Below are 23,630 nucleotides of genomic sequence, written 5' to 3'. Positions count from 1 at the left end.
AATGAAAGTCGCAATCATTTATACGTCCGTAACTGGCAATACTAGAGATCTCGTAGACACCATTAATCAAATTTTTCTAAGACATTCTTTCAATGTTGAAGTTTTTTCGGTAACTCAATTTCCTTATTTAAACCAATTAAATCGGTTTGATGCTATTGTCGTTGGTACGTATACATGGGGAGATGGAGATGTTCCGATGGAAATGAAAGAACTTTTTCACGCATTTGAAAAACAGGATGTAAAAAGTGTGACGACTGGAATAGTCGGTACAGGTGACTCTTTTTACCCTAAGTTCTGCGGAGCCGTTGATGAATTTAGAGATATGTTATATGTGCAGACAAATTTAGCTGCAACTCTCAAAATAGAATTAGTTCCACAGTTACTCGATTTAAGTCGATGTGAACGCTTTGTAATGTCTATGATTCTTCGCATTGAAAGGATGCAGGAAGAACGGAAAAAGCAAGATAGGTTCCTCTATTCATAAATATAAGAGTGAAACGTGATGCGGGTGTTAGAGAGATCAATTTACACCGTCAAAATCTAAAAGTTAAATGAAGGGTTTATACCCAAAATACGCGTGGTGATTTTTAAAAATCACCACACATTTTTCTCTGAAAAATTAGAAACTTTCGATTGGTACAACCGTTTGACTGTGTTATATTTTTACTAAGCTTAAGATGAAAAGGATGGTCATAGATGAAAAACATCATAACGAATGAAATCGAGAGACTACGTGACGATTTTTATGCCGTAAGTACATACATAGGTGAAAACCCTGAGCTAGGTCATGAAGAGTTTAAAGCGAGTAAGATATTGACACAAACTCTGGAGAAACATGGTTTCATAGTAGAGATGGGGACTTGTAATCTACCAACTGCATTTACAGCAACTTTTGATAGCGGCAAGGAAGGTCCAACAATCGGATTTATGGCCGAATACGATGCTTTACCAGAGGTCGGCCATGCGTGTGGGCATAATTTGATTGGAACGATGGCGATTGCAGCAGGGATTGGCTTAAGTAAAGCAGTAGGAGAAACTGGGGGAAAAGTCATCGTATTTGGTACACCTGCTGAGGAAACAAAAGGCGGAAAAGTAACGATGGCGGAAGAGGGCATTTTTGATTCTTTAGATGTTGCTCTTATGGTTCACCCGCTTGATCGTTATATGAAAAGTGGTTCCTCATTAGCTATGGATGCAATTCAATTTGAGTTTTTTGGAAAATCAACTCATGCAGCGGCAAGTCCACATTTAGGTATTAACGCATTAGACGCTGTTATACAAACATTTAATAGCACTAACGCTTTAAGACAGCATATTACTCCTGATGCTAGAATCCACGGCATCATCACAGAAGGTGGGAAAGCAGCCAATGTCGTCCCCGATTATGCAGTAGCACAATTTTACGTTCGTGCTGCAAAAAGAGAGTATGTTAATGAGCTTGTTGAAAAAGTGACGCGTTGTGCAGAGGGAGCTGCTCTACAAACAGGTGCGACAATGAAATCTTCATACTATGAGCTTTCATACGATGATATGATTACAAACAATCATCTTTCGGACGCTTTTACGAAAGAATTAATATCATTAGGAATAGAAGAGAAGGAAATCCTAACCCAAAGAGATGGATCAGGATCACTTGATATGGGAAACGTTAGCCAAGTGGTTCCGTCAATTCATCCATATATCAAAATTTGTAATGAAGCTTATTCATGTCATACTCATGAATTCCGTGAAGCCGCTATGAGTGAGCAAGGGAAAGAGGCTATGATTTTAGGCGCGAAAGCAATGGCTTTAACTGGCTATGAAGTTTTAACAAATGGGCAGCTTTTAGCTGCTATCAAAGATGAGTTTGAAAAACAGAAAGCTGTTTTTGCTTAAGGAACTTGCTTTCAGTAATATGGGAAACCACAAAAACACAAGTCCCGAGAAGGATTTGTGTTTTTTGTATGACCCCAAGTGTTATAAAGCAACTAATGAAGGGAAGACTGAATAAAAAAACAAAGTCTAGGTGAAATAATGAAAATACTGTGTATTGATGGGGGCGGAATTCGCGGCGTTTTTGCAGTAAGTATTTTAAAAGCATTAGAAGAGGAGCTGCAGCAACCGATTGGGGGACTTTTTGACATCGTCGCAGGCACTAGTACCGGCTCAATTATTGCGGCATCCATTTGTTTGGAAAAAGACATGAGCGACGTCCTAGAAAGTTATAAAAACTATGGGGAAAAAATTTTTGTTCGTCAAGCAAAGGTAGGACTCTTTAAGAGTGTATACAGCGACAAATATTTAAGGCGCTTTTTTAGAAAAGCATTTGGAGAACTTACCCTTGAAGATATAACTAAGCCTTTATTAATCCCCGCTGTAGACATTACCCATGGTAAGCCTTACGTGCATCGCTCTAACTATGGATATAGTGAGGAAGATGATGATTTATCGGTGAAGCTTTGGGATGCAGTTCTATCTTCATGCTCCGCACCGGTTTATTTTCCCCCTAACAACATGAATAATAAGTACTTGTCCATTGATGGAGGGCTCTGGGCTAATAACCCATCATTAGTTTGCATGACAGAAGCGTTACATCACTTTGAAAAGAAGATGGAAGATATACAGATTTTCTCAATTGGGACTGGGCTACAAACCATTAACTTTTCAACCGAGGAAGAAAAGTATTGGGGAGTGAAGCAGTGGCTTCCATTTCATTTACCTTCAATGAAGGTGACACCAAAACTGCTAGACTTAGCATTGCATTTATCATCAGAGTCTGTTTCTTATCATTGTAAGCTTTTACTCGGTAAGAACTATTTCCGCTTAAATGGAGAATTAGGAGAAGAAGTTCCATTCGATGAAATAAAGTACATAAGTCGGCTAGAGGAATTAGGAAAAGAGGTAATTAAAGAGAAAAAAGATGAAGTTTTGGATTTTTTAAAACGCTAACTACTTCAAAATCCAGTAGTAGGACAACATATCAAACAAAAAAACGTTTTTATGCAACAAATTTGCAGGAATATGATACAAAAACCAAATTATATGCACAAATTTTTAAAGATATCGATTATTCGACAAACACAAATGTACATCCTAAAGGAGAAATCAACATGGAGATAGCAAATCAGCCAAGTTTTTATTTCACTCTTGAAGATCAAAACGGAAACACTGAGGTTACGGGGAATTTTACAGGAAAGTATATCCTAGAAAGTGGGGATGACTTAAGATTTAAAGCCATACTTGCACTTCTAAACTCCATTGATCGAGCAAACTTTAATAACACAGGTCATCAGGATTTATTTTCTCAATATATCAAGGAAATTGAGGAAACATTAAATGAAATGAAACAGCATGAGCGGTTTCAGGGTAAAACTAATGGATAGTACAAAAAGACTCAGGCCATTCTCAGGTCTGAGTTCTTAAGTTATTTGATCAATGTGGCTTTAAGACAACTTTGATACAGTTATCTGTTTTTGTATCAAACATCTCATACCCACGCTTTGCTTGATCTAGTGGAAGTTTATGCGTAACCACATCTGCCAAGTTGACTTTCCCTTCGCTCACCAGGTTATAGAGATGTGGAATGATTGGAATTACATGGGCTTGTCCCATTTTTAATTCAACATTTCTTTGAAAAATATCCCCCAGTGGAAATGCGTTATATCTCATCCCATAAATTCCTGTTAGTTGAATAGTTCCGCATTTTCGAACTGCTTGAGAGGCAATTACAATTGCACCCATTGCACCACCTTGTAACTTCATACCGGTCGCTAGAAACTCTAGAGGGGTCATCTTGCCATCCATTCCAACACAATCTATAACAACATCTGCTCCACCCTGAGTAATTTCTTTTAAATACGTACCGATATTTTCTTCTTGCTCAAAATTAACGATTTCAACGTTGTTTGTCTTTTTGGCATGCTGTAATCGATAATCCACATAGTCAACTGCAATTACTCTCTTGGCGCCTTTTAACCAAGCAAACTTTTGAGCTAATAATCCAACGGGCCCACAACCTAGAATGATAACCGTATCTCCATTTTTAACACCTGCATTATCAACACTCCAGTAGGCAGTAGAGGCAGCATCTGATAGTAGGACCAATTGATCATCATCTACTTCACAGTCATCGGGAAGCTTAAATGGGGTAAAGTTCGCATAAGGTACTCGCAAATACTCAGCTTGACCACCAGCATACCCACCTGTTGTTTCAGAATACCCAAAGTAAGCTCCCATATCTCCATGGGGATTTGCTTCGTCACATTGACTTGTGAAATCGTGTTGGCAATACCAGCACTTACCGCAGCCAATATTAAACGGGACAATCACACGATCGCCTTTTTTGAGGTTTGCAACTTCAGGGCCAACTTCCTCAACAATGCCCATTGGCTCATGTCCAATGATAAAGTTCTCTGGCATGTTAGGAATCATTCCATGTATAAGATGAAGATCAGACCCACAAATCGCAGAGGATGTTATTTTCACGATAATGTCATCTGCTTTTTGGATTCTCGGATCTTCTACCTCTTTAACGGCTACATCTTTGATGCCTTGGTAGGTTACTGCTCGCATGTTATAAACTCCTTTTTAGTAAGCTTTTATTTGTCAGGTGTTGCGAAAGTTCCTAGACGATCCGTATCAATAGGGAAAAGATTCATGTCAGCAATGGCAATCGCCATATCTGCTGACTTTATATCCAATTCAATTTGTTTTTCGACATCATGTGGGTATAACCAGCCTTTACTTAGCATTAAATCAACCGTTTCACCATATAGGTGAATCGCATTGTCTTGTTGTCTGTATAGGGCGTCACGTAATTCGGGACTGGTCGTTTCTGTCAAAGCAACGCCATAATATCTAATTCCTGTTTTAATGGATAGTAAAAAGTCCAAAGCGATGGCAGCATCGGCCATTTTCGGCATCCCTTCCGCATACTTTGGATCTAAATAATCTTGATTCATAACCATCACCACCTATTGTAAAGGGTTCGTCCGTGCACCAGTATATAGCTGTTTAAGCTCCTGAATAGCCGCCCGTGAGTGCTGCACATCTTTTTCCATTAGAGCTTTTAATTCATTATCAAAACATACGCCTTGCATCAGCTTTGATTTCATTAAACAGACCGTTTTAAAATTAAGAATCTCATGGGTGTCCATCGTTTCATGAAAAGCTAAAGTTTTATTCTCCATAAGCTCCTCCTTATTATTCTAACAAGGATAATTTCCCCATCCTTACAAAGTGTTTATACTGTGCAAGATAGAAAAGTAAATCCCTTTTAAGGCAAAAATAAACAAATGCCTTCGGGAATTTAAATGGCAGAATAGTAAACGCTATGAACGTAAATTTTATCCCTAGGAGGGGAAATATGACCAAATACTTAGGACTTCATGAAACACTTGAGATTAACGAAATCCTTACTTTTAAGAATTTGTGCTTAACAAAGTCAACGATGATGACTGGATTGGCTCAAGACCCGGAATTAAAGCAAATTCTTTCAACGGATGCAGATAATAGTGCACGTTTTATCAAAACGCTCCAAGAATTCTTAATCGATAGGAGTCATTAGAATGAACAATTTATTAAAAAGTATGATGGGAATGGGGGGCATGACCGACCAAGTTATTGCCACTGATTTCTTAATCTCAGCAAAAGCTGCCATTAAAAATTTGTCTTTTGCTGTGACCGAGACCGCTACCCCTGAATTAAGAGAAGCATTAAGGCAGGAGTTAAAAACTGCCATTCGAACTCACGAAGATATTTCCAATTTTATGATTTCACGAGGAATGTATTATCCAGATGACCTAAGTAAACAACTGGAGCTAGAATATAAAATAACAGATACTGCCCTAAACCTTGCCCAAAAACAATAATGGAAAATCAGTGCCTTACAGATTTGTAAGGCTTTTATTATTTTGCTAATAGGTAATGATTAACAAATGATACGAATAGGTATGAATCAAACGAAAGGGAGGGATGAAGTTGATGCACACCCCGTTTGGTTTACCAGAAATCTTTAAAGAAGAAGCAAAAGGCGATCTAAAGCTCGTTTATGAGGATATTGAGTATGTATTGAAGGTTCCTATTGTAAATTTTATCTTTCGGACCCTCGGACACTATGAACAATTTCTACAAATAGGTTGGCGTCAGATTAGACCGAACATGTTAACCATAAACATCGAGAACGCCGCTGAAGCACTAAGATATCCTAATACTTCCTTCCGAGCCCCGACGATCTCATGGAATCGCTATTATTCTAAGGAAACATTAGAAACCATTCAAAAAATCATCTTTACTTTTAACTATGTAAATACAAAGCTCCTCATCATATCCACTGCATGGGAGGAAAGTCTAGGATATCGTTCGATTGAGGGGGGCAAACCGATCAATGGACTTATTCAACCAGGGATCATCTCAGGGCTCCCTCCCATTAAACTAGTTCACATTCCCCAAGCTCCTCCCTTGGTTCAAAACCTTCTAATCCGGATCATGAAAAAGAAACATGCGTACGATGCAGCGAGCGATTATCGTGCCTTAGCGGTTTATCCAGATTTTCTAGATATTACGTGGAATCACATTGAAAGCTATATTGGATCAGACGAATATGTTTTGGCTGCAAATAAAGTTAAATCCAAAGCGATTAAAATGGTTCATCAACAAATGCCTTATCCAGTATCGATTACTCCGGAATTTTTATATACCATGTATACTCCTCGAGAAGTAGCCGGAATTATGGGAATCATCTCGATGTTTTCGTCATTTATTGCAAATCTAGTTGTGAATGGCGAACTTTTTAGAAAATTTCTTTAGGAGACCTTCGAAGCTAAGGGGTCTATTATTTTTTTACCAGATTTCTCCTACCAACTGTGTTATTTTATAAGTAAGAGTCAACCGCCGGGGAGGAACGTATGAACGATTCTAAGAAACAGAAGTTAGAAGAATATGTGGTAAACGTAATGAACGAGAATCATATTCCAGGTGCAGCAATTGCAATCTCACAAAATGGGAAATTGTTTTTTCAAAAAGGGTTCGGTTACCGTGATATAGAAAAGAAGGAACTTGTAACACCTGACACGATCTTTGGGGTTGCTTCTGTTACAAAGTCATTTACAGCGATGGCAATTCTGATGCTTGAACAGGAGGGGAAGTTATCTGTCCAAGATCCAGTGATTAAATACTTACCGGAGTTCACGTTAAAAAACGTGTCAGATATAAAACAAATCAAAATTCATCATCTTCTATCTCATACAACAGGTCTACCACCAATGAACCGACGAGAGGACTTGAATAAACTTAATGATCATTTAAATTATCTTGCCGAGGAAGACGTCGAGATGTTGGGGTTGCCAGGAGAATATTTTAGCTACTGCAACGATACATTTCTTCTTTTAGGATTAATCATTGAACGATTAACTGGGATTCTTTATAGAAGGTACATAACCGAACAGATTTTAAATCCCGGTAAAATGTATCGTTCAACATTCAGTTTAGAAGAAGTGGCAAAGTATGATAATGTCTCTGTTCCATATGTATATAACAAAAAGACAGGTAGATACGAAAAGCAAGATTGGCCTACTCTAGGAAATTATGAGGTTGGTGGGGGAATACGCTCCAATGTATTAGATTTGTTGAAGTACGGGCAATTATTTATTGGGGATTTAGCCCGTATCTCTAAATCACTTCTAGAAAAGATGTGGGAACCAGTCTATCAAACGAGCGACAATACTTTTTATGGGTATGCACTATCCGTTACTCCAAACTATTCGGGAGTAACATTAGTAGAGCATAGTGGGGGACAGCCTGGTGTGTCATCTAACTTTGGCTTTATCCCCGAAGAAAACATTGTCGTTTCTGTACTGACAAATGTTTCAGGAGCACCTAGCTCTGATATTTGGCTTGCAGCCGTTAATGCCGCTTTAAATCTACCACTTGATCAAAAAAGAGTGGAGGAACCTGCATATCAGAATGCTCATGAAGATTTTACTCGATTTAAAGGGGATTACTATTCTGCAGAAGGATATTCTGTTTCCATTGTTGAAAAAGAAGGCGAACTTCAAGCTCTTATAGATGAAGAACTCATCGGACTTAAACAAACAGGTCCAGAAACATTCAGTTCACATACTGGACAAAAGCTGAGGTTTTATTTTGAGCAACAAGAGCAAGCTTGGGCTGTGTTGTTTGGTTCGAGAATGTTAAGGCGAAGATAAGAAAAGATGACGTCTTTGGCGTCATCTTTTGTTGTTGATTGTTATTTCCCTAAATCTTTCTTCGTCATTTCACTGCGGATATTAATATCCTTTGAAAATTCCGCATCGTTCTTTTTGTTATTTGGATATTTGTTTTTACGCTCACGATTATCATTTTTATTTGTCATGGTAACAACTCCTTTCATTTGGAATCAGAATTATTATGTACATGGCACGTAAAAATATGATGCTGGATTTTGCATGAAGAATCTAAGGACAGTTCTGTCGAATAATCGATAAATCCGAAAGTTCGAACATAAAATCGGCAAATTCGAAGAAAAAAGTCTATTTTCGAACATAAATCTTTGGAAATCGAACATAAGGTTGTTGCAAAACTCAGATTGAACTTAGAAATTAGCTTTTTGGTTGTGAAAACTAGAATAAATCGATATATTCTATACTTAGGATAAATTTTCACAAAAAAACAATGATATTTTATATAGCTTAAAGGAGACATCAATGAAACTAGTATCATGGAATGTTAACGGTTTGAGAGCCTGTGTTCGTAAAGGGTTCTTGGAATATTTTGAAGAGATGAAAGCAGATATTTTTTGTGTTCAAGAGACAAAACTCCAGGAGGGACAGATTTCTCTTGAGTTAGAAGGCTATCATCAGTATTGGAATTATGCCTTAAAGAAGGGATATTCTGGTACAGCTATTTTCACGAAAAAGGAACCCATCTCAGTAAAATATGGAGTTGGAGAGAACGAAACAGAAGATGAGGGACGAATCATTACGTTAGAATTTGAAGACTTTTATCTCGTAAATGTCTATACGCCAAACTCTCAAAGAGACTTAGCTAGAATTGATTTTCGTTTAGAATGGGAAGATAAAAAACGTGCTTACCTTTTAGAGTTGGACAAGCATAAGCCCGTCGTTCTATGCGGGGATTTAAACGTAGCTCACCAGGAAATCGACTTAAAAAATCCAAAATCAAATAAAGGGAACTCTGGATTTACGGATGAAGAGCGAGGGAAAATGACAACTTTACTTGAAAGCGGATTTGTAGATTCATTCCGTTATTTTTATCCAGACAGAGAAGAAGTTTATACTTGGTGGTCCTACATGAGTAAAGTCCGCGAGAGAAATATTGGCTGGAGAATTGACTATTTTATTGTATCCGAACGCCTTGCTACTAAACTAATAGAATCTGAGATTCATTGTGATGTTTTAGGTAGTGATCATTGTCCGGTTCTAATTGACATCGATTTATAAGAGATGATTTTACTTTTTCAATAAACGTGACATACTGATAGTAAGAACTAAAGAATAGTCGGAGGACAAATTATGTTAAAAGAAGCTATAACAAAATATTTATCGGATGCTTTAAAGGATTCAAGTGAACTTCAATTATATAAAGAGGAAAAAGAGTATGTTGAACGACACGGGTTGGGAAATGCTCCAATCGTAGAGGTAGATACACATTCTCGATTCTCTGATGCCTATATGGAAAGACTTGATAAAGAAACAGAAAAAGTACTAAAAGAAGAAAATGCAGCATTTTTATCCCAACCTCTAGCGTATTTTAAAACGAATAAAAATGAATTTCTTTATTTAGAATCTGATTGGTTTGACCTAATTAGTGTCGATGCTGTCTCGCTAGAAATGGATGATGTTTTTGGGACATATGATGTGATGCTTGGACTAAAACTACAAAAGAAATACGGACCACAAATAAAAGAATACTTAAATAGCTCGTTACAAGGTGAAGGGGTAAAATTCGACTTGATGTTTGATCAACAAGATGGGCTATGGAGCCTAAACTTTACACTTGACCAGGTAGAAGGATTTAGAGAAGACATGACTGTAGGTGAGTCCTATCAACTCATTTACAGCCTGTTGTTCAACCTTGTTGCAGCGGTAGAAGAGGGAAGATAATAAAGAGAGAACGGCCGCTAACACCGTTCTCTCTTTTCATTTTATTTATTTTTACCTTTCTGCTTACCTTTACCTTTGCCTTTGCCTTTTGTTTTATCCTTCTTACCAGGAATCTTATGATCCTTTAGTTCGTTCCAGATGACTTCACTAGCTTTCATTTGTTGGCTAGCAATTCCTATATATTCTACCCCTAAATATTGTGGACCTCCCGGCCAAGTGTGACCACCGTTCTCAACCGTATACAAGATTACCTCTGTTCCATGTTTCCCATCGCCATAAGCATCACGACGGATTCTCGTTCCGTCATTCACAATTTGAGGCAAATAGGTTGTTTGTGCTTTGTTCACCGTTTTGTTGTTATTAATCCAATAAGAAACGGAATCAGTCACAGACAAGATGAAATTAGGTCGTCCAGCAGGGGGAACTGTTGGGTCTTTATCTCCCATTACATATACCGTCGTAACAGGTCGACTTGGACTCTCCTTTGAAGTGCTAAAAGCCATTTGTCCGGTCACCGCTCCAATTCCAGCAATACGATCTGACATATGAACCGCTAAATGGTTAGAGAAAAAGCCCCCATATGACATACCAGTAGCGTAGACTCTTCTCTCATCAATGTTATATTCTTGGTTAAAATGATCGATTAATGCAGCAGTAAACCCTACATCATTGACAGTCGAGAGTGTACCAGGTTCAGCTCCAATGTTCCATCGTCTTGTAAGCTTTGAAGTCGGATCATAAACATCACTAGCATTCGTTACAAATTTTCCAGCTTCGTCAATAACTGTACTATCAGGAAACACAACAATAAAACCTTCTTTCTCCGCCACTTTTTGATAATCTGTTAACAGAATCTGTCCAGCTGCAGAACTACCTGATCCATGAAAAGAAAGCATGAGTGGTACCGATTTTTTTTTAGTATAAGTAGTTGGAATATAGTACTTGTAGGTTCGGTCAAGCCCATCAAACTTCATAGTACCTTGTTTAATGTCATATGTAACCTCAGAAGCTGATACACTAGAAAACATGGTAAGCACAAGAATGATAGCTAGGGGGATAGAGACCAATTGTTTAAGACTTTTCATCATAAAAATACTCCTCACCTCATTTGATTTGTTTTCAAAACTTTACAGCCTAACCCTTAGACAGACCTTATTGTAATTATTGAAAATTCAAAAATTTAATACAATAAGTGAGATTAACTATTCTTCTGACAAAATTCCTCAAGTAATGTAGGTAAATTTCCTCTTAGGTTTTATATACATTTTAGGTATAAGGATTGAAGGGAGTTTTGAAATCACAAAAATATCATTTTATGGATTGAAGTAACAATTTTAATTTACAGACTATTCTAAATAGACTTGAAAATTATTGAGAATTCCTGTAAATTTATACTAACCGGTTGGTATATACGGAGGGAGGAAAATCCATTGACCGAACTGAAAACACATTTTCGGACGTGTCCGCTTTGTGAGGCAACATGCGGGCTTGAAATACAAACTCGTGGGGATGAAGTGGTATCAATTCGTGGTGACAAACTTGATCCATTTAGTAAGGGTCATATATGCCCAAAGGGGTTCAGTTTGAAAGAATTACATGACGATCCTGATCGAATCCGAAAACCAATGATTCGTAAAGGCGATGAATGGAATGAGGTCTCCTGGGATGAAGCGTTTGAAGAAGTTAGGGCGGGATTACAAAAGGTCTTAACAAAGTACGGGCGTGATGGAGTCGGAGTTTATCTAGGAAATCCAAATGTTCATAATTTAGCAGGTTTGTTGTACGTTCCCATTTTTTTACGAGCATTAGGAAGCCGTTATCGATTTTCAGCGAGTACGTTGGACCAAATCCCAAAACAACTAGTATCTGAAATGATGTATGGAAGTGACTTTAGTGTTCCAATCGCGGATATTGACCATACTGATTATTTTATGATAATTGGAGCAAATCCCTATGTTTCTAATGGGAGTATGATGACAGCTCCGGATATGAAGCATCGACTTCAACAACTCAGAAAAAGAGGTGGAAAATTCATTGTTATTGATCCGGTAAAAACCGCTACCGCCCATGCTGCTAATGACTATTATTCTATTCATCCAGGGACGGATGCATTTTTCCTGTTTGGTTTAATACATACCCTATTTGAAGAAGGCCTCGTCAACTCAAGACACCTACAAGAATATATACATGGGCTTGATGTGATAGAAAAACTTGCAAAACCATTTACACCTGAGGTCGTCCAAAACAAATGTGGAATCCATGCATCGGCTATAAGGAAGCTAGCAAGAGATTTAGCTCATGCTCCTTCAGCTGCAGTCTACGGACGCATGGGAACATGTACACAAGAGTTTGGAACGATGAATAGCTGGTTGATTGATCTTTTAAATATATTAACAGGAAACTTGGATCGAAAAGGTGGAGTTCTTTTTCCGAAACCTGCAGCTGGCGGTCGTAATATTGGTAAAACTCCAAGAAAAAAAGAAACATACCGGTTTGGACGATTTTCAGGTGAAGTTCGGGGATTGCCAGAGGTATTAGGTGAGCTTCCAACTTCGTGTATGGCGGATGAAATCGAGGGATCTGATACACTTAAAGCTTTTATTACAATAGCCGGAAATCCGATTCTATCTTCCCCGAATGGTAACCGCTTACAACAGGCGTTTGATAAATTAGATTTCTTTGTCAGTGTAGATTGTTATTTAAACGAAACTACTAGACATGCAAATGTGATTTTGCCTGTACCTTCACCACTGGAGCGTTCCCATTATGATTTGTCTTTTTATCATTTATCCGTTCGAAACATCGCTCATTATTCCAAGCAAGTGTTTAAGCTTCCTAATGATCAGCTAGACGAATGGGAGATTCTCCTTCATTTGACTGAGATTGTAAGTGGGCAAGAGTTAGGAAACGATCCCGTTAAGGCATTAGATGATTATTCAGTCATGAAGCTTGTTCAATCTGAAACACAAAATAAGCAATCACGAATTTTTGAGCGTAGTGAAAAAGATATATTAAAAGAATTACAGGTACACCGAGGCCCCGAGAGAATGCTTGATTTTCTCATTCGGGTAGGTCCGTACGGTGATCATTTCGGAAAAGTGGAAAATGGTTTAACACTATCCAGACTAATGGAGCATGAACATGGAATTGACCTCGGTGCTCTAGAGCCTAGAATTCCAGAAGTATTACTCACTTCCACTAAAAAAATTGAGCTTGCTCCAACACCACTAGTGAAAGATGTTGAGCGGCTCAAAGCTAAAATTGTTTCAGAAGATTCGAACCAACTTGTCTTGATAGGCAGGCGTGATTTACGCTCCAATAACTCCTGGATGCATAACTTACCTGTGCTTATAAAAGGCAAAGAGCGATGCGTTCTTTACCTTCATCCGTTGGACGCAGTGAATGAGGGAATTGAAACTGGTGATTACGTAAAGATTACTTCTCGTGTAGGTAGCCTCGTAGTTCCAGTAGTATTAAATGAAGAAATTAAACAAGGGGTAATTAGTTTGCCACATGGCTGGGGACATCACTTTTCTGATACACGACTATCGGTAGCAAGTAAACACGAGGGCAAAAATACCAATCTACTTTCTGATGAACAAGTGGTAGATGAAGTTTCAGGGAATGCTGTGTTTAACGGAATACCTGTTACGATACAAAAAACAAATGAAACAGAGGGAGAGAATGTAGATGGCAGTATACGCATTGAATCTATTTAATTTAAAGGATAAGCAAAGCTATGCAACTTACTCAAAAGAGGCTGACAAAGCTTTAGCCAGACATGGTGGGAAAGTAGTGGCAGTTGGAAATCTTGATTCAAGTCCAGTAGGAGACATCGATCCAAGACAGGTATTGCTGCTTGTAGAGTGGGAATCAAAAAAATCAATATCAGCCTTCTTAAGCGACCCAGAAATGGAAGAGTATCATCAATATCGAGAGAAAGGATTAGACAACTTTGTATGGCACCTATTTGAGAAACTAGAGGACTTAAGGCCAGTTTTAAAATCATAAAACACGACAACGGTTAGGGATCTAACCGTTGTTTTTTATAGAAGCACAGATTATTAAAGGTGAAATAAAACTGTACGAATGAATAATTAAACATTAAAGACTTGTATATAGAATGAACAGACAGGTATATACTTTAAAACAACTTATGAACTCAACTATTAACCACATTCGGAAAAAATACTAAAATATGATTGTTTACAGGAGCAGATACTCACGGTAAGCTAGTTGTTATAAAATAATGCACGATATGCATCTAGTAGAAAGGTTGATTTGCGTTGTTTAAGGATATCATGATTGAAGACCTATTGAATTTCCATGACAAGGAAAATCTTGTATTGATTGATGTCCGCTCACCATCGGAGTACGAGGATATGACCATCCCAGGAAGCTTAAATATTCCGCTGTTTAATGATGAGGAACGAGCAGAAGTTGGAACACTGTACAAACAAGTAAGTGTAGACGCTGCAAAAGAACGCGGACTAGAGATTGTATCAGCGAAACTTCCTAATTTTATTAAGCAGTTCAAAGAAATCGATGGGGAAAAAGTCATCTTTTGTTGGCGGGGAGGAATGCGCAGTAAAACTTCAGCTACCGTCCTTGAACTAATGGGCATACAATCATTTCGATTACATGGGGGAGTCAAAGCCTACCGGCAGTGGGTCATGGAACATCTTGAAGCATTGAAGATTTCTCCAAAAGCTTATATCCTAAATGGCTGCACAGGGATAGGGAAGACAACCATCCTAAGACGTCTAAAAGAAAAGGGGCATTCTACCCTCGATATAGAAGGGATTGCGAATCATCGAGGCTCGATATTTGGTCAAATCGGTTTAAAACCAAATAATCAAAAAATGTTTGAATCTCTACTTGTTCAAGAAATCATTCAATTACAATCGTCACCATATATATTATTTGAAGCAGAAAGTAAGCGGATTGGAAAGATCATTATACCGGATTTTGTTATGGAAAAAAAAGAACAAGGAACTCATCTTTTTATTGAATTGCCCTTTGAAGAAAGGGTTCGTCATATCCTAGAAGAGTATCGCCCTTGGAATTTTCATGAGGATTGTTTAAATGCCTTTAAGAAAATAAAAAAACACATTCATACTCCCATTGCTCATGAAATTGAAAGCAGCATTCTTTCATACAATTACGAAACAGCCATAGAACTTTTACTGGAATACTATTACGACCCAAAGTATGTGTACACAACTCGAGCCTACCCAGAACACCAAAGAATCAACATTACAGCAAAAAATATTGACGAGGCAGTTCATACCATTGAACAGATTCTAATTTCACAGTCTTCAACGTTAAGATCATAAAACAAATAAAAATGCCTGAAACCGTCAGGCATTTTTTTCCTACCTATACTCCTGAATAACACGATACATATGCCGATAATTTCTCCACCTAAAGCTCTTTAGACCGGGGTGGGAATTCACCTCAATAATAAATATTGCACCAAACTCATCAACCCCGATATCGAATCCCCAGATTCTGTGGCCTTTAAATTCTTCTCCTAACCATTCAGAAGCTAAAAGGAGAACCCTCTCAATATTCCTTTTGACCTCTTCAACGTTTTCAATTCCAGACCCTTCAAACGCTTGTTCTACTGTATAATGTCGTCCACCCATCTTTAAATTAGTAACAAACCTATCTACTAGTGCTCTCTTAGCTTGCATGGCAGTGACAACCCATTCATTCGAACTTCTTTTACGTTGTACAATATAACGTATGTCAAAAATCTTTCCATCCACTTTTGCTAGGGGAATACAATATTGAACAATATACGAATGTTTCTTTTCCTGAAGTTTTTCCTCAAAATATTGGCAAAGAGAATCAATCCCATTAATGATAAATTTATGATCTTTTATCTGAACTTTGTATTCGTCTTCACGTACCTTACTGATTTTTGTGATGCCTATTCCTTTGGCACCATGCTTTGGTTTTATAATAATCTCCATATATTTCGTTAACATTTTTCTGAGGTCTTCTTCTGAGTAGGTATAAGTTTCTGGAATATACTGACTAAGTTCTGGGTTTTCTTTAAGCTTTTCATTTTTATAAAACTTATCCTTCAGTTTTTCCATATTTAATCATCCTCATAGATTATTCCTTTTTAATATATGATAGGTTTTGAGAAGTGCCTGTACCATTGACATATATGTAAAAAATAATCTATTGTCCCACGAGATAAATGGTAAAAGATATTGGTAGGGTTCTATATACATAACTTTTATAAGAACTTAAGAAGGAAACGGGGGAATATATGTAGCGGAATATATCAGTTTGAATACGCTAAATTTCTTCTTCAACTACTTCTTCTTCATCTTCTTTTTCTTCAGTCTCAATGTCTGTAGCCTCTTGATTCTCTTCTTTTATTTTTCCTAATTTCTCAAAAGCTGATGCTAGTTTTAAGGCAGCACCAACGATTTCATCAATGATTTCTAAAAAGCTGTCAAAGACGACGTCATTTTCAGAGCACTCTTTAATGGCTGACATGATATCGTTGTAAAAGCGCTTATATTCTTTCTCATATTTTTCATTATCCATCTCTCTAATCGTTGTTCCCCCTACAGTTATTGCATGAAAAATAAGACTAGAGATTTGGTCAATCGTTCCAGCTGTTTTGGTTTTCTCATCTTCAGAGCTGCTCTGTGAGACATGGTAGAAATAAATGTCACACAGCGTGATGTAATAGCTTTCAAGGTTGTCATCAATTTGTAAATACTTTAGTTCTGCCATTTTTTAACCTCCATATTTATTTTTCTCTATTAGTAGGATTAGCATGTGAATTAATTATTTCAATTATGTTCTGAGCATGATGTGTGACAAAACGATATATTTTCGTAATAATTGATGCAAACTGTTTAAATAGAAGGATTTTACCATTCATGATTCTACATACAAAGGATGAACACAATGAACATAGTATTAGCAACTCCTAATTTCCACCAACCCCGTGGAAATACGGTGACGGTCCAACGAATCGCTGATGGGCTAAAGCAATCTGGACATACAACTGAAATAATCTCGATGACCGAAGATAGCACCATTACCTCTCTACCGAAAGCAGATCTAGTTCATGGATTTCATGCCTATCGATTTTTTAAGTTTAAGGAAAGATTAAACCATGACATTCATCCGTATGTGGTGACTATTACGGGTACAGATCTAAATCATGATTTATTTAACGAAGACAAACGAGAACATGTAATCCTTTCTCTTACTGAAGCTTCTGCCATTCATGTGTTTGATGAGGAAGCTCGGCAAGTACTTGTTAAAGAAATACCATCAACAGAACCAAAATTATTCACTATTCCTCAAGGTATCGTTGCGTTTCCTCCATCTCAATTGGCTTTTCAAAAGGAGAAAGGAACCTTCTTATTTGTTCTTCCGGCTGGAATTAGAAAAGTGAAAAATGTTTCGTTTGCCATCAATATGCTTAGACTATTACATGAGAAACAACCTCATATCCGTCTTTGTATAGTCGGCCCGGTCATTGAAGAAGAGGAAGGTCGACACATTTCATACCTGGTAGAAGAAAACAATGAGTGGGTAACTTATCTAGGATCCATCCCTCATGTAGATATGGGTACTATATATTCTCAAACAGATGCTTTATTAAATACATCTATTTCTGAAGGGCAATCTTCCGCGATTCTCGAGGCAATGGGACACGGACTTCCTGTGTTAGTCTCTGATAATCAAGGAAACCGAAATATCGTTCATCATAATCAGACGGGTCTAGTATACCGAAGCCAACACGAATTTCTTGATTATGCTGAGAATCTAGTGAATAATAACGAAATGAGGATAAAACTTGGCCAATCAGCACAATCATACATTGACTCCTACCATTCTGGAAAATTTGAAGTTGAGTCTATTTTAAAGATGTATGAATTTGTATTTAGGAATCAGAAATGATTCAAGTTAGTAGCCATTATCCTTAATTTTATAAAAAATTATTCGTCCAAATATGGACAATTTCATGATAAGGAGAGAGAGAAATGTCAAAAGAAGAAATCATCAAATTAACTTCTTTATCAACAAAAGGTGGCTGAGGATGCAAAATTGGTCCTGAAGACCTGGCGCAGGTTCTGCGTCATTTACCAAAGTCTGTTCCCGATCCTAATTTACTTGTAGGTTTAGATACATCTGATGATGCAGGTGTATACAAAATTAACGAAGATACAGCTTTAGTTCAAACGTTAGATTATTTTACTCCGATTGTTGATGATCCTTATATGTTTGGTCAAATAGCTGCAGCGAACGCACTAAGTGATGTATACGCGATGGGTGGAAAACCGATTACAGTGATGAACATAGTAGGATTTCCGATTAGTAAATTAGATAAATCCATTTTAGCTTCTATATTAGCAGGTGCATCCGACAAGGTGACTGAGTCTGGTGCAGTATTAGTAGGTGGGCATTCAATCGATGATCAAGAGCCTAAATTTGGATTATCCGTTACAGGTACGGTTCACCCTGATCGAATTAGAACAAATGCTGGCGCAAAACCAGGCGACTGTCTTATTTTAACGAAACCAATCGGGGTCGGTATCTTAACAACAGCAATCAAAAGAGATTTACTTAACCAAGAAGAATTAGATAATGTAATGAATTTAATGGCTACATTAAACAAAGACGCGGCTGATGCTATGGAAGACTTTAATGTAAATGCTTGTACAGATGTAACTGGTTTTGGTTTACTTGGTCATACTCTTGAAATTGCTGAGGGTAGCAAAGTTGGAATAACGATCAACAGCAAGGCCGTGCCTGTTTTACCGAGAACTAGAGAGTTAGCTGAACAAAATATTATCCCTGGTGGTTCTAAAAAAAATCACAAGTGGCTTGGAGATCGAATTGAATATGCTTCAACGATCGATGAAGTTGAACAGTTTATTTTATGTGACGCTATTACATCAGGTGGTTTGTTAATTTCTTTACCGAAGTCTGAAGCCGAAGCTTTACAGCTTGCACTGCAAACTAAAAATGTATCATCAGCTATTATTGGTGAAGTAACAAGTGATAATGCTGGAAAAATTAAAGTGGTATAGGGTATATTTCTAGGATTTATTAATGGAAAAAGGATTAGGACTCAAGTTTCGAGTCCTTTTAACATTCTAAGAAATTAGACTTTATCATTAAACACCAAAGAATTTTCAAAAATGAAAGGAATCATGCACATGAAAGTGCTTGTTACAGGTGGGGCAGGCTTCATCGGAAAACATGTAGTAGCTCAATTACTCCAGCAAAAATACAAGGTGGCCGTTATTGATAAGCAAAAAAATCCTTTCAAAAAAGCACCTATATCCTATTACCCCATGAACATCAAAGAGAACTTGGAGGATATTTTTGCGAAAGAAAAACCGGATTATGTGATTCATTTAGCAGCACAAATCGACGTAAACCAGTCTGTTAAAAACCCTCTGATAGATGCATCCACAAATATAGTAGGCACCATTAATGTATTGGAAAGTTGCAGAAAATTCGGCGTAAAAAAAATAATTTATGCTTCATCTGCAGCTGTTTATGGAGAGCCGAAATTTTTAGGGATCAATGAAAGCCATGAAACAAATCCTGTTTCCTTTTATGGATTATCAAAACTCACTGGGGAGCAGTACGTTTCTCTGTATTCAGAGCAATTTGGCTTTAACTTTTCAATTCTAAGGTATGCTAATGTTTACGGTCATGATTTGAAAAGAACAAAGGATAATGACGTTATTTCCATCTTTATCAAACAAATAATGGCTAATAAGCGACCAATTATCTTTGGAGATGGGAATCAGACAAGAGATTTTATTTATGTTAAAGATGTGGCTTGCGCAAACATTGCAGCGATTCAGGAAGGGAATAATAGCATCTATAATATTGGGACAAATCATGGCATTCAATTAAATACGCTGGTTCGAAAGTTAAATAATATTTTAGGTACTTATATGAAACCTGAATATATGCATTTTCGTGCAGGAGAAATCTTACATAGTTACTTAAATAATGAAAAGGCGTTGAAAGAACTCAACTGGCAAACCAAGTATTCCCTAGACGAGGGATTAATAGAAACAATAATTCAGTTCAATCTATCATCTACTACTAAAGAGGTGCACCAATGAAAAAATGGACATTTATGGCATTTGGATTTGTTATGCTACTAACAATCTTAACTGCTTGTGGAAATACAGAAGATCAGAATTCAAACAACACCAATGAAAATAAAACAGAAACCTTCACAATCGGTGTCATTCCTGCCCAAACAGAAGGGGCGATGGAAGGGGCAATGGATAAGCTTCAATCTCTCCTATCTGAAAAATTAGACCGTGAAGTTACTGTTGAAGTCTACCCAGACTATAACGGAGTAGTTGAAGCAATGAACTACAATAAAATTGATATGGCTTATTTCGGACCTTTAACTTATGTGGTTGCACACCATAAAAGCGGGGCAAAAGCCATTATCACACAATTAATAGATGGCGAGCCCTTTTATTACTCCTACATCATTACGCACAAGGACCAACCATACAACAGTATAGAAGAATTACTGAAAAATTCACAGGATGTAGATTTTGCTTTTGGTGACCCTAACTCAACATCGGGTTCATTGATTCCCTCCATTGAATTAAAAGATAGAGGAGCTTACAAGAGTGAAGACGACCATAGCTTCAAATCTGTAAGGTACACAGGGTCTCACGATGCCACTTCACTAGCCGTTCAAAACAAGCAAGTAACAGCTGGTGCTGTAGATAGCGCGATATATAACCAGTTAGTAGAATCAGGTAAAGTAGATGGAAGTCAACTTAAAACCATCTGGCAATCAGAGGAACTGTTCCAATATCCTTGGGCTGTTCACAAAGATACAGACGATATAACAGTAAAAACACTACAGACAGCGTTTTTGGATATTAAAGATCAAGAAATTCTTGATGCGTTTGGTGCCTCAGCATTTATTGAAGCAAGTGACGAGGATTATGAGAGCATCAGGCAGGCAGCATTGAAGGAAGGAATTATTGAGGAGTAATTAACTTAATAATCACCTTAATTGCAGTAAACAAAACCACTCTTCTCAATGGTAAATCCGTTGAGAAGAGTTTAAGAATAAGAATGGGCTGATTGACTGTGTGGTTCAAAAGAAGAAGTCTTCTTACCTTTTTGGTATTAGCGATCTTGCTTTACATTAGCATGAAGCTAACAGAATTCGATTTATCCAAATTTAGAGATTTTCGAAACATGATTGATTTTTTATCGCATTGGTTTCCTATGGATTTCACAGCACTTCCATTGATGCTGATGGACAGCATGGAAACACTTGCGATGGCCTTTCTAGGTAGTTTCCTAGGCCTTATTTTTGCTTTACCACTAAGCTTTATGGCAGCTAGGAATACGGCTCCATCATCAATCATTTTTCATGTTTTAAGAGTGGTTCTAAGTTTTGTTCGTTCGATCCCAGAGATCGTCTTTGGTTTAATCCTATTAACAGCTCTAGGACTTGGACCATTCCCTGCTGTGCTTGCGATTATGTTTCATAATGTTGGAGTCCTAGGAAAACTAATATCAGAGCTTATTGAGGCATCCGACCCTGGACCGCAGGAAGCGATGAAAGCGGTTGGGGCTAAAAGCTGGTTTGCTTCGTTATTTAGCATCCTTCCACAAATATGGCCAAATGTTTTATCGAACTTTTTCTATCGTTTTGAAGTTGCTATTCGTACCTCTTTAATCCTTGGTTTTATCGGTGGTGGGGGAATTGGGCAAAGGCTCTTTAACGATTTTAAAACCTTCCAATATACTTCCGTTTCCCTAGATGTGTTAATTATTATGATTATTGTCATCATGGTTGACTTTCTAGGAAGCTATGTTAGAAAAAAAGTAATTTAAGGTGGGGAAAGATGATGTTGGAAGTCAATAATTTAGTTGTTCGTTATCCTGGGTCCCATCACAATGCATTATCATCCATTAATCTTACCTTTGACCAAGGTGACTTTATTTGTGTTTTAGGCAAAAGCGGGGCGGGTAAATCCACGTTTATCCGTTGCCTAAATGGTCTTCAATTGCCAACTAGCGGGGAAGTCATTTGGGATGGACAAACACTTTCAAATCGAAATGAGGAACAGTTACGGAAAATCAGAAGAGAAATGGGCATGATTTTTCAGCACTTTAATCTTGTTCCCCGTCTTTCTGTTTTGCAAAATGTCCTTAGTGGCATGTTTGGGTATCGTAGTTCTTTAAAGAATTTAATAGGGTGGTTTTCAGAGGAAGAATTGAATCAAGCAAAGCAAATGATAGACGAGGTTGGACTGAAGGACTTTATGAATCGCCGTGTAGAACACTTAAGTGGAGGACAAAAACAACGAGTTGGAATTGCTCGTGCACTTGTTCAAAATCCTCGTGTGTTACTCGGGGACGAACCGGTAGCAAGCTTAGATCCGGGAACATCCAACCGCATTTTTACACTATTAAAAGAAATGCATAACCGCCATAATTTGTTAACGGTGATTAATGTTCATGACGTTACACTTGCAAAAAGATACGCAACTAGAGTCATTGCATTTAAAGATGGAGAAGTCATTTTTGACGGGAAGCCTGAATATTTTTCTAATAAAGAATACGAAGAGACCTACGAAGCAACCCATTATGAGCCCGATTATGAATTCGTTTAAAGTAAAACAATCCTCTTCTAAGTTTAGGAGCTAATAAAATGAAAAGTCCATGAGTAGTAGACAGTTCAAGGGTCGTGTACGACTCTAAAGATATAGGTGTAATCACATCGATAGAACCAAAGAAAGCAAAATCGGTCGTCTTAACCTTTGATGACGGACCAAGTAGAGTTCTTCCAGAAATCCTTGATGTACTAAGAGAGGAGAAGGTTCGAGCTGTTTTCTTTTGGCAAACTCGATTGCTATATTCAAAAAGACCTTGGACAAGGGTTTTAGAAGAAGGGCATCTAATTGGCACTCATTCATGCAAGCATCGTAATTTAGTAAAACTTTCGTTCAATGATCAATTTCAAGATTTGTATAGCAGCATATTAAAATTAGAGGATGTTACTGGGATTGAAGTGAAATATTTTCGTCCACCATTCGGTCAGTATAACCAAGATACACTTTTAGCTGCCGAAAAACTACACTTAACTCCAGTCATGTGGAAAATTGCGTCTATGGACTGGGAACTTAAACAAGATCCTAATAGAATCATTACAAATGTAGTTGAACACCTAGAAGATGGTGCAATCATACTTTTACACGAACTCCCGCAAACATTAGAGGTGTTAAAAGAGTTAATTAGGGAGATTAGGAGCAGAGGTTTTGAATTTTCTTTGCTATAGACTAGTGTTCATGGAGGGGTTTTCCCCCTCCATTTTTTTGTTCTCTATTTAGAAGGGATTTCACTTTAGTTGTAGAACTTTTTACATATTATGGGGATAGTGAAATATAATTTTTAACAAGGCTGTATTCTAAACGATTCATGGAATCCGTATAACAATCACCTATTCAAAATACTCTAAAAAGAGTTTTCAAACAA

Annotated in this window: 27 protein-coding genes; 20 read left to right on the top strand and 7 right to left on the bottom strand. The window is 37.5% G+C overall.

Annotated features, from left to right (window positions below):
* Position 1: 1 nt before the first annotated feature.
* The 4 genes from ACFYKX_RS02020 to ACFYKX_RS02005 all read left to right on the top strand — a co-directional run bounded on the left by ACFYKX_RS02020 (position 2) and on the right by ACFYKX_RS02005 (position 3,362).
* A complete protein-coding gene (locus ACFYKX_RS02020) occupies positions 2 to 484 on the top strand; it encodes a flavodoxin domain-containing protein (protein ID WP_389357553.1) in 483 nt (160 codons plus the stop codon).
* Between the two features lie 212 nt (positions 485 to 696).
* A complete protein-coding gene (locus ACFYKX_RS02015; RefSeq protein ID WP_389357551.1) occupies positions 697 to 1,875 on the top strand; it encodes a M20 family metallopeptidase in 1,179 nt (392 codons plus the stop codon).
* Between the two features lie 138 nt (positions 1,876 to 2,013).
* On the top strand, positions 2,014 to 2,928 hold the full coding sequence (locus ACFYKX_RS02010) for a CBASS cGAMP-activated phospholipase (RefSeq protein WP_389357549.1): 915 nt from the start codon (positions 2,014 to 2,016) through the stop codon (positions 2,926 to 2,928).
* 161 nt (positions 2,929 to 3,089) lie between these two features.
* Complete coding sequence (locus tag ACFYKX_RS02005; protein ID WP_389357547.1) at positions 3,090 to 3,362, top strand: hypothetical protein; 273 nt, start codon at positions 3,090 to 3,092, stop codon at positions 3,360 to 3,362.
* 49 nt (positions 3,363 to 3,411) lie between these two features.
* Here the strand turns inward: ACFYKX_RS02005 and ACFYKX_RS02000 are convergent, their stop codons facing one another.
* From ACFYKX_RS02000 to ACFYKX_RS01990, 3 genes are read right to left on the bottom strand one after another with little or no spacing between them, the layout of a single operon-like run.
* Entirely contained in the window at positions 3,412 to 4,551 is a 1,140-nt protein-coding gene (locus tag ACFYKX_RS02000; RefSeq protein WP_389357545.1) for a zinc-dependent alcohol dehydrogenase, read from the bottom strand.
* Between the two features lie 26 nt (positions 4,552 to 4,577).
* On the bottom strand, positions 4,578 to 4,940 hold the full coding sequence (locus ACFYKX_RS01995) for a spore coat protein (protein ID WP_389357543.1): 363 nt from the start codon (positions 4,938 to 4,940) through the stop codon (positions 4,578 to 4,580).
* A gap of 12 nt (positions 4,941 to 4,952) precedes the next feature.
* A complete protein-coding gene (locus tag ACFYKX_RS01990) occupies positions 4,953 to 5,168 on the bottom strand; it encodes a spore coat protein (RefSeq protein WP_389357542.1) in 216 nt (71 codons plus the stop codon).
* A gap of 176 nt (positions 5,169 to 5,344) precedes the next feature.
* Between ACFYKX_RS01990 and ACFYKX_RS01985 the strand changes: the two genes are divergently transcribed.
* From ACFYKX_RS01985 to ACFYKX_RS01970, 4 genes are all read left to right on the top strand, one after another.
* A complete protein-coding gene (locus ACFYKX_RS01985) occupies positions 5,345 to 5,545 on the top strand; it encodes a hypothetical protein (RefSeq protein WP_389357540.1) in 201 nt (66 codons plus the stop codon).
* Position 5,546: 1 nt separating this feature from the next.
* Complete coding sequence (locus ACFYKX_RS01980) at positions 5,547 to 5,849, top strand: spore coat protein (protein ID WP_389357538.1); 303 nt, start codon at positions 5,547 to 5,549, stop codon at positions 5,847 to 5,849.
* Between the two features lie 112 nt (positions 5,850 to 5,961).
* Entirely contained in the window at positions 5,962 to 6,786 is an 825-nt protein-coding gene (locus tag ACFYKX_RS01975) for a halocarboxylic acid dehydrogenase DehI family protein (protein ID WP_389359000.1), read from the top strand.
* Between the two features lie 98 nt (positions 6,787 to 6,884).
* Positions 6,885 to 8,183, top strand: coding sequence for a serine hydrolase domain-containing protein (locus tag ACFYKX_RS01970; RefSeq protein ID WP_389357536.1), 1,299 nt, complete (start codon positions 6,885 to 6,887; stop codon positions 8,181 to 8,183).
* Between the two features lie 41 nt (positions 8,184 to 8,224).
* Here ACFYKX_RS01970 and ACFYKX_RS01965 read toward each other — a convergent pair whose 3' ends face one another.
* The gene (locus tag ACFYKX_RS01965; protein ID WP_389357534.1) at positions 8,225 to 8,350 is read right to left on the bottom strand and encodes a hypothetical protein; all 126 of its coding nucleotides are present in this window, start codon (positions 8,348 to 8,350) and stop codon (positions 8,225 to 8,227) included.
* Between the two features lie 331 nt (positions 8,351 to 8,681).
* Between ACFYKX_RS01965 and ACFYKX_RS01960 the strand changes: the two genes are divergently transcribed.
* Complete coding sequence (locus tag ACFYKX_RS01960; RefSeq protein WP_389357532.1) at positions 8,682 to 9,437, top strand: exodeoxyribonuclease III; 756 nt, start codon at positions 8,682 to 8,684, stop codon at positions 9,435 to 9,437.
* Between the two features lie 72 nt (positions 9,438 to 9,509).
* Positions 9,510 to 10,100 (top strand): branched-chain amino acid aminotransferase, encoded by a 591-nt coding sequence (locus tag ACFYKX_RS01955; RefSeq protein WP_389357530.1) that lies wholly within the window; start codon positions 9,510 to 9,512, stop codon positions 10,098 to 10,100.
* 41 nt (positions 10,101 to 10,141) lie between these two features.
* Here ACFYKX_RS01955 and ACFYKX_RS01950 read toward each other — a convergent pair whose 3' ends face one another.
* Positions 10,142 to 11,188: an alpha/beta hydrolase family esterase gene (locus ACFYKX_RS01950; protein ID WP_389357528.1), complete on the bottom strand. Its 1,047-nt coding sequence runs from the start codon at positions 11,186 to 11,188 to the stop codon at positions 10,142 to 10,144.
* A 342-nt stretch (positions 11,189 to 11,530) separates the two neighbouring features.
* Here ACFYKX_RS01950 and ACFYKX_RS01945 point away from each other — a divergent pair, with 342 nt between their 5' ends.
* The 3 genes from ACFYKX_RS01945 to mnmH all read left to right on the top strand — a co-directional run bounded on the left by ACFYKX_RS01945 (position 11,531) and on the right by mnmH (position 15,436).
* On the top strand, positions 11,531 to 13,819 hold the full coding sequence (locus tag ACFYKX_RS01945) for a molybdopterin-dependent oxidoreductase (protein WP_389357526.1): 2,289 nt from the start codon (positions 11,531 to 11,533) through the stop codon (positions 13,817 to 13,819).
* Positions 13,791 to 14,111 carry a DUF1330 domain-containing protein gene (locus ACFYKX_RS01940; protein ID WP_389357524.1) on the top strand — a complete coding sequence of 107 codons (321 nt, stop codon included), beginning with the start codon at positions 13,791 to 13,793 and terminating at the stop codon, positions 14,109 to 14,111. The genes ACFYKX_RS01945 and ACFYKX_RS01940 overlap by 29 nt, the downstream gene beginning before the upstream one ends.
* A 275-nt stretch (positions 14,112 to 14,386) precedes the next feature.
* Entirely contained in the window at positions 14,387 to 15,436 is a 1,050-nt protein-coding gene (gene mnmH, locus ACFYKX_RS01935; RefSeq protein WP_389357522.1) for a tRNA 2-selenouridine(34) synthase MnmH, read from the top strand.
* Positions 15,437 to 15,475: 39 nt separating this feature from the next.
* Here the strand turns inward: mnmH and ACFYKX_RS01930 are convergent, their stop codons facing one another.
* Positions 15,476 to 16,204, bottom strand: coding sequence for a YheC/YheD family protein (locus tag ACFYKX_RS01930; protein ID WP_389357520.1), 729 nt, complete (start codon positions 16,202 to 16,204; stop codon positions 15,476 to 15,478).
* Between the two features lie 208 nt (positions 16,205 to 16,412).
* Positions 16,413 to 16,859 (bottom strand): hypothetical protein, encoded by a 447-nt coding sequence (locus tag ACFYKX_RS01925; RefSeq protein WP_389357518.1) that lies wholly within the window; start codon positions 16,857 to 16,859, stop codon positions 16,413 to 16,415.
* Between the two features lie 177 nt (positions 16,860 to 17,036).
* Here ACFYKX_RS01925 and ACFYKX_RS01920 point away from each other — a divergent pair, with 177 nt between their 5' ends.
* From ACFYKX_RS01920 to ACFYKX_RS01890, 7 genes are all read left to right on the top strand, one after another.
* Positions 17,037 to 18,041 carry a glycosyltransferase gene (locus tag ACFYKX_RS01920; RefSeq protein ID WP_389357516.1) on the top strand — a complete coding sequence of 335 codons (1,005 nt, stop codon included), beginning with the start codon at positions 17,037 to 17,039 and terminating at the stop codon, positions 18,039 to 18,041.
* A gap of 83 nt (positions 18,042 to 18,124) precedes the next feature.
* Positions 18,125 to 19,174, top strand: a complete 1,050-nt coding sequence (gene selD / locus ACFYKX_RS01915; protein ID WP_389357514.1) for a selenide, water dikinase SelD — start codon at positions 18,125 to 18,127, stop codon at positions 19,172 to 19,174.
* A 129-nt stretch (positions 19,175 to 19,303) separates the two neighbouring features.
* Positions 19,304 to 20,230, top strand: a complete 927-nt coding sequence (locus tag ACFYKX_RS01910) for an NAD-dependent epimerase/dehydratase family protein (protein WP_389357512.1) — start codon at positions 19,304 to 19,306, stop codon at positions 20,228 to 20,230.
* Entirely contained in the window at positions 20,227 to 21,132 is a 906-nt protein-coding gene (gene phnD, locus ACFYKX_RS01905) for a phosphate/phosphite/phosphonate ABC transporter substrate-binding protein (RefSeq protein ID WP_389357510.1), read from the top strand. Before ACFYKX_RS01910 ends, phnD begins: the two co-directional genes overlap by 4 nt.
* Before the next feature lie 98 nt (positions 21,133 to 21,230).
* Positions 21,231 to 21,986 carry a phosphonate ABC transporter, permease protein PhnE gene (gene phnE, locus ACFYKX_RS01900; RefSeq protein WP_389358999.1) on the top strand — a complete coding sequence of 252 codons (756 nt, stop codon included), beginning with the start codon at positions 21,231 to 21,233 and terminating at the stop codon, positions 21,984 to 21,986.
* Between the two features lie 14 nt (positions 21,987 to 22,000).
* Positions 22,001 to 22,768 carry a phosphonate ABC transporter ATP-binding protein gene (gene phnC / locus ACFYKX_RS01895; RefSeq protein ID WP_389358997.1) on the top strand — a complete coding sequence of 256 codons (768 nt, stop codon included), beginning with the start codon at positions 22,001 to 22,003 and terminating at the stop codon, positions 22,766 to 22,768.
* A 74-nt stretch (positions 22,769 to 22,842) separates the two neighbouring features.
* On the top strand, positions 22,843 to 23,433 hold the full coding sequence (locus ACFYKX_RS01890; RefSeq protein ID WP_389357508.1) for a polysaccharide deacetylase family protein: 591 nt from the start codon (positions 22,843 to 22,845) through the stop codon (positions 23,431 to 23,433).
* Positions 23,434 to 23,630 lie beyond the last annotated feature (197 nt).

It is taken from the genome of Cytobacillus spartinae, assembly GCF_042865285.1.
Classification (GTDB): domain Bacteria; phylum Bacillota; class Bacilli; order Bacillales; family Cytobacillaceae; genus Robertmurraya_A; species Robertmurraya_A spartinae.
This window is presented reverse-complemented; position numbering and strand designations above follow the sequence as displayed.